Source organism: uncultured Methylobacterium sp. (assembly GCF_964251405.1).
GTDB lineage: Bacteria > Pseudomonadota > Alphaproteobacteria > Rhizobiales > Beijerinckiaceae > Methylobacterium.
The window spans coordinates 1-5243 of the sequence record NZ_CAXUJR010000116.1; the positions used below are offsets into that span (position 1 = coordinate 1).

Genomic DNA, 5243 nt, shown 5'->3' on the forward strand with positions numbered 1-5243 from the left:
ATCACCGCGCTCGTCGTCGGACCCGCAGCAGGAAGCAGCGACGAACAGCCCGACAGGAGCGCCGTCGCCAGGACGGACATCGTGAGAACGCGCACCATACTCTTCCTCCGTCCCGCGCAGGCGTGGCGCCAGCCGGCAGGACACTCCACCAAAGATGCATACAAACACTGCGATCGGCTTAAGGGACGGATAAACCTCGCGATGCGCGTCCGCACGAGTTGCAGTCGCACGCTTGCTCGTCGAATTTTACGTTCGGATTGTGACACGGCCAAGTTTTGCATGCCGCGAAGCCAGGGCTTGGCGGCCATCGAGCGTCCTTGATGCTGCCAAGATTTCAGTCCTTATGAGCCTCAGCACTCGGCCATGAGACGACTCGACACGGTCATTCGAAATCAGGACTTCGGCTCCGGCATCTTCGGTCGCGGGAGGTTGAACGAAACCGATCGAAGTTTCCGGCCTGTTGCATCGAAGACATTGCTGCGGCGGATCGCGCGGCTAGTCTGACGATCGATTTGGGACATGCGGGTCCGGTCTGCGGAAACCGCGGCATGTGAGGTGCAAGCGTGGGATCGAGCCTGTCATCGAGCATCGACCGTCCCGTCCGCCAGCCCGACGCCCGGCCCGCGCTGGACCGCCAAGTCTTCCTTTTCCTCCAAGGTCCGATCACCCCGTTCTTCGCCGAGATCGCCGACGCTCTCGAAGAGCGCGGACACCGCTGCCTGCGGGTCAACCTCTGCTTCGGTGACCGCCTGTTCTGGCGCCGTCCGGGTGCGGTCAACTTCCAGGGGCATCGCGATGCCTGGCCGGCCTTCATCGCCGACCTGATCGACCGCGAAGGCGTCACCGACATCGTGCTGCTCGGCGAGCAGCGCTACTACCACAAGGTGGCGATCACGGCGGCCAAGGCCCGCGGCGTGAAGATCACGGTGACGGATTTCGGCTACCTGCGCCCGGACTGGATCACGCTGGAACGCAACGGCATGTCCGGCGAGAGCTGCTTTCCGCGCGACCCCGAGGCGATCATGGAACTGGCGCGCAATGCGCCGGACCTCGACCTGAAGCCGCGCTTCAAGGACGATTTCAAGACCCAGGTCGTCTGGGACATGGCCTATCATCTCCTCAGCAACTGGCTGTGGTTCCTGCATCCCGGCTACCGGTCGCACCAGGTCCACCATCCGGCGCTCGTCTATATCGGCACCGGCCTGCACATGCTGAAGGCCCGGCGCGAGGGTCCGAAGGCGGACCTCCGCATCGCCGAGGTCCAGGCCTCCGGCGTGCCCTACTACGTCCTGCCCCTGCAGATGGAGAACGACTTCCAGCTCCGGGCCTACTCGCCGTATTTCGACCTGAAGACCCCGATCCACGAGGTCATCAATTCCTTCGCCCAGAACGCGCCGGCCGATGCCCGCCTGATGGTGAAGGTGCATCCCCTCGATCCGGGCGTGCGCAACTGGCGCCGCATCGTCGCCCGCTCCGCCCAGAAATGGGGCGTGGCCGACCGGGTCGACTACCTCGACGGCGGCGACTTGCCCAAGCTCCTCGAGAAGTCCGCCGGCGTCGTCACCGTCAACAGCACGGTCGGCCTGTGGGCGATGCGGGCCGAGACGCCGATCATGACTCTGGGCCAGGCCGTCTACGACATCGAAGGGCTGACCTTCCAGGGCAAGCTCGACGATTTCTGGACGGGTGGGACGAAGCCGCGCCAGGACCTGTGGAACGCCTTCCTGAAGGCGATCGTCGCCCATATCCAGATCCGGGGCGTCTACTACAAGCGCGAGGGCCTGAACGCCGCCGTGCAGGCCGCCGCCGCCAAGCTCGACCTCGCCGATGGCGCTTGGCTCGAAGTCCGCGCCAGAGCCTCGCGCGGCGGCCACGACGCCCGCGGAGAGCCGACCTTCGGCATCGAAAGACTGCAGAACGCCTGACGACCCGTCGCCGCGGTGGTCAGCCCCGCCGGTGCAGCAAGCGCCGGAAGGCCAGCGACCACACGTGCTTGAGGGCGGCTTCCAGGGTCGTCGCCCGCCGTGCCAGGTCCGGATCCCCGTCGGCGAGCCGCCGCACGACGACCTCTGGCGGGCAGGCGATGCCCGAGCGCGGATCGAGATAGCGGGTGTAGCGGATGAGGGCGCCGGCCACGAGCTCGTCGAGGGTCAGCCGCCGTGTCCGGCGCGGGCAGGCCGGGCTCTGCGTGAGGCCCCAGCCGGCATAGAACGGCAGGCCATGCGTCGTCACCGGCTTGCCGCGCAGCAGCGCCTCGAACCCGATCAGCGAAGTGATGACCTCGACCTTGTCGGCGGCCTCGATGGCATCGGGCGCCGAGACGTCGCGCAGCACGACGTCGGCGAGCGCCGCGAGCTCGGCCGGAGCGATGCGGCCGGGCCGGAGACCCGCCTCCACGTCGGGATGCGGCTTGAACGCGATGGTCGTCCCGGGGTTTCGCTCGCGGGCAAGACGCAGGAGGGCGACGTTCGTCGTGGCGGTCGCCTCCCCGAGGCGGATCGAGGCATCGTCCTCGACCTGGCCGGCCACGAGGACGACCGGGCGGCCCTTCGGCATCGGCGGCATCGGCGCCGCGCCGACATTGTACTTGCTGATGCGGGCGTCGACGATGGCCGACCGGAGGCGGCCGGCTCTGTCCAGCAGGGCGTCGTCGAACTCGTCGGTTTGCAGGAGCCGTTCGAGGTCGCTCGGGGCGGTGGCGTCGTAATAGATCCCAGTGGAGTCGAGGACGTAGGAGGCTCCCGGGCGCAGGGCGACGCCGAGGCCGATCGAGCGCAGGAAACCGTCCTCCATCCGGACGAGCGGGACGCCGGCCTCGCGGCAGGCAGTCTCCGTCCCATCGGGCGCGCGGCTCGACCAAGCGACCACACGGCCATAGCCTTTGAGGTCGCGCGAAGCCACGGAGGCTCCCTTGCGGGCGATCGCCGGAGTCCCCCCCGCCGACGAGAGCGTCCGCCGCAGCCAAGGCTGCTTCCAGGCCGGGAAGCCCAGGCAGAGCGTGGGAACGGCGTTCTCGCGATCGCGCACCACCGAGAGGCCCAGGATCGCGACCGCCTCCTCGAATCCGCACGGCTCTCCGCCATAGGGCTCGAAATAGCGCGACGAGACGAGATAGGTCGCCGCGAACACCTCCGCGGCGCTGCGCTGGCGGGTGCGCCGCGCCAGATCGAGACGATCGTCGGTGAAGCCCCAACCGGCATAGAACGGCATGCCGAAGCAGACCACCGGACGCCCCGCCGTCGCGGCCTCGAAGCCGACATGGCTGGTGACGACGTAGATGCGGGCGCAGGTTTCGACCACCGACCATGCGGTGAGCGGGTCGCGCACCCATCGTGCCCCGCGATCCGCGGCGATCGCGGCGAGATGGCCGCTGCCTGGATGGTAGGGCGCAGCCGGATCCATGACCACGACCACCTCGGCATCCGGGTTCTCGGCGATGGCCGCATCGAGCATGATGGCGAAGCGTCCCTCCCCCGCCAGGCCGAAGCCGATCGACGGGTCTCCGCGCGGCTGATCGACCACGACCACGCAGGGCCTGCCCGGCGTGGCACCGAGCTTGCCGAGGGCGGCGTCGAGGCCGATCCGGCGCGGGTCGTTCTCGATCGAGAGCGAGAGCCGGCGCAGTTCGGCCATGCCGGCGACTGCGCGCTCGGACAGCGTCGCGTCCTCCCAGCCGCCCATCTCGAGCATGACTTCGAGCTCGCTCGGCGCCGTGGCGTCGTAATAGACGCCGAGCCCGTCGACGATGTAGCTGAGCGAGCGTTCGGTCCGCGTCGCCGCAAGGCGCAGGAAGCCCTCCTGCCAACGATCGCTCAGGCGTACCCGGCGCGACACCGGCTCGCTCGCGAGCCGCGGCGCGCCGCGCTGGTCGGGCGGAGCCGCCTCGGCCGACAACGTCCGCGGCCACAGGCGCTTAACCTTGCCTTGATCCATTCGGTTTCCGTCTCCAGGGTCGATCGCGGCGGTCCGTAGGTGCCGCGAGTCGTCCCGCCTGCGCGAGTGCCGCGTGACTCGAAACGAGCCCGCCTCGGGGTGGCTCGACGCCGTGAGCGACGAACTGGATAAAGCCTGCCGTACCGACAAGGCGCGCAGGACGTCAAGGCGAGGCGCCGGGGCACCCGACTGCCCTGCCGTGAGTCCTCGCCCGTGCGAGCCGAGGCAGAGGCAACACCACTCGATCAGCCATGGCGAGTGAGCTATGGCTGCCGCTCCTCCCCCGATTGGTCGGTCCATGCCTGTCATCCTGATCACCGGCGCATCGAGTGGCATCGGTGCGGCGCTCGCCGCCCACTACGCCGCGCCTGGCACCACCCTCGTCCTCAACGCCAGGGGCCTGGCACGGCTCGAGGCCGTCGCCGAGGCTTGCCGGGCCAAGGGCGCGACCGTCCTCTGCCAAAGCCTCGACGTGCGCGACCGGGCGGCGGTCGGCGCCTGGCTCGCCCGGGTCGACGCCGCGCACGGGCTCGACCTCGTGATCGTCAACGCGGGCATCAACGGCGGCAACCCCTCGGGCGGCGTCGAGACCGAGGCCGCCGCCTTCGAGACCGTGGACGTCAACCTGAACGGGGCGCTGAACGTCGCCCTGCCGAGCGTAACCCTGATGCTGGCGCGTGGGCGCGGCCAGATCGCCCTCATCTCCTCGCTCGCTGCCTTCGCGCCGCTGCCCGATGCCCCGGCCTATAGCGGCACCAAGGCAGCCCTCCTCGCCCACGGCCTCGCCTTGCGGACCAAGCTCAAGTCGCGCGGTGTCCGCGTGAACGTGGTCACGCCGGGATACGTGAAGACCACGATGGGCCGCGACTACGAAGGCTGGCGCCCCCAGGAGATGAGCGCCGAGGAGGCCGCCCGCCGCATCGCACGGGGACTTGAGCGCAACGACGAGATCGTCGCCTTCCCGCAGCCGCTGGCGGCGCTCGCACGGGGGGCGGCCCTGCTGCCGGAACGCCTGCGGCGGCTCGGAATGCGAGACTTCGTGTTCAAGGTCGGCAAAAACACCCGAGACGACGGACGCACCCGGGACGACAAGAACGGCCGGGGCACGTGATGGCTCGTCCGCGCATCGCGCTGTTCGTCCTTGAGGCTCTGCCGAACGCGCACGCGGTGCGCCGGTTCGTCGCCGACCATGCGGCCGACATCGCCTTCGTCGGGCTCTCGAATGCAGCGCGTCCGAGCGCGGGCAGTTTCGCCAGCCAGGTCCGGCGCCATCTCGGACGCTCGGGACCGGGGTTCCTGCCCTATCTCGG

At 69.2% G+C, this 5243-nt stretch carries 3 protein-coding genes and 1 pseudogene; 3 read left to right on the forward strand and 1 reads right to left on the reverse strand.

Going from position 1 to position 5243, the window contains the following annotated elements:
* Window positions 1–563: 563 nt before the first annotated feature.
* Entirely contained in the window at window positions 564–1925 is a 1362-nt protein-coding gene (locus ACFE7U_RS16080; protein ID WP_375410727.1) for a capsule biosynthesis protein, read from the forward strand.
* Window positions 1926–1944: 19 nt separating this feature from the next.
* On the opposite strand, the gene ACFE7U_RS16085 is transcribed toward ACFE7U_RS16080, so the two are convergent.
* On the reverse strand, window positions 1945–3933 hold the full coding sequence (locus ACFE7U_RS16085; RefSeq protein WP_375410728.1) for a capsular polysaccharide biosynthesis protein: 1989 nt from the start codon (window positions 3931–3933) through the stop codon (window positions 1945–1947).
* 298 nt (window positions 3934–4231) lie between these two features.
* Between ACFE7U_RS16085 and ACFE7U_RS16090 the strand changes: the two genes are divergently transcribed.
* On the forward strand, window positions 4232–5044 hold the full coding sequence (locus ACFE7U_RS16090; protein WP_375410729.1) for an SDR family NAD(P)-dependent oxidoreductase: 813 nt from the start codon (window positions 4232–4234) through the stop codon (window positions 5042–5044).
* Window positions 5044–5243, forward strand: a pseudogene (locus tag ACFE7U_RS16095) (formyl transferase); the annotation flags it as partial. The gene ACFE7U_RS16090 and the pseudogene ACFE7U_RS16095, both read left to right, overlap by 1 nt.

Bases quoted from the DNA above. Each gene is read 5' to 3' on its own strand.
- ACFE7U_RS16085 (WP_375410728.1), bottom strand. From the start codon at position 3,933: ATGGATCAAGGCAAGGTTAAGCGCCTGTGGCCGCGGACGTTGTCGGCC.
- ACFE7U_RS16090 (WP_375410729.1), top strand. From the start codon at position 4,232: ATGCCTGTCATCCTGATCACCGGCGCATCGAGTGGCATCGGTGCGGCG.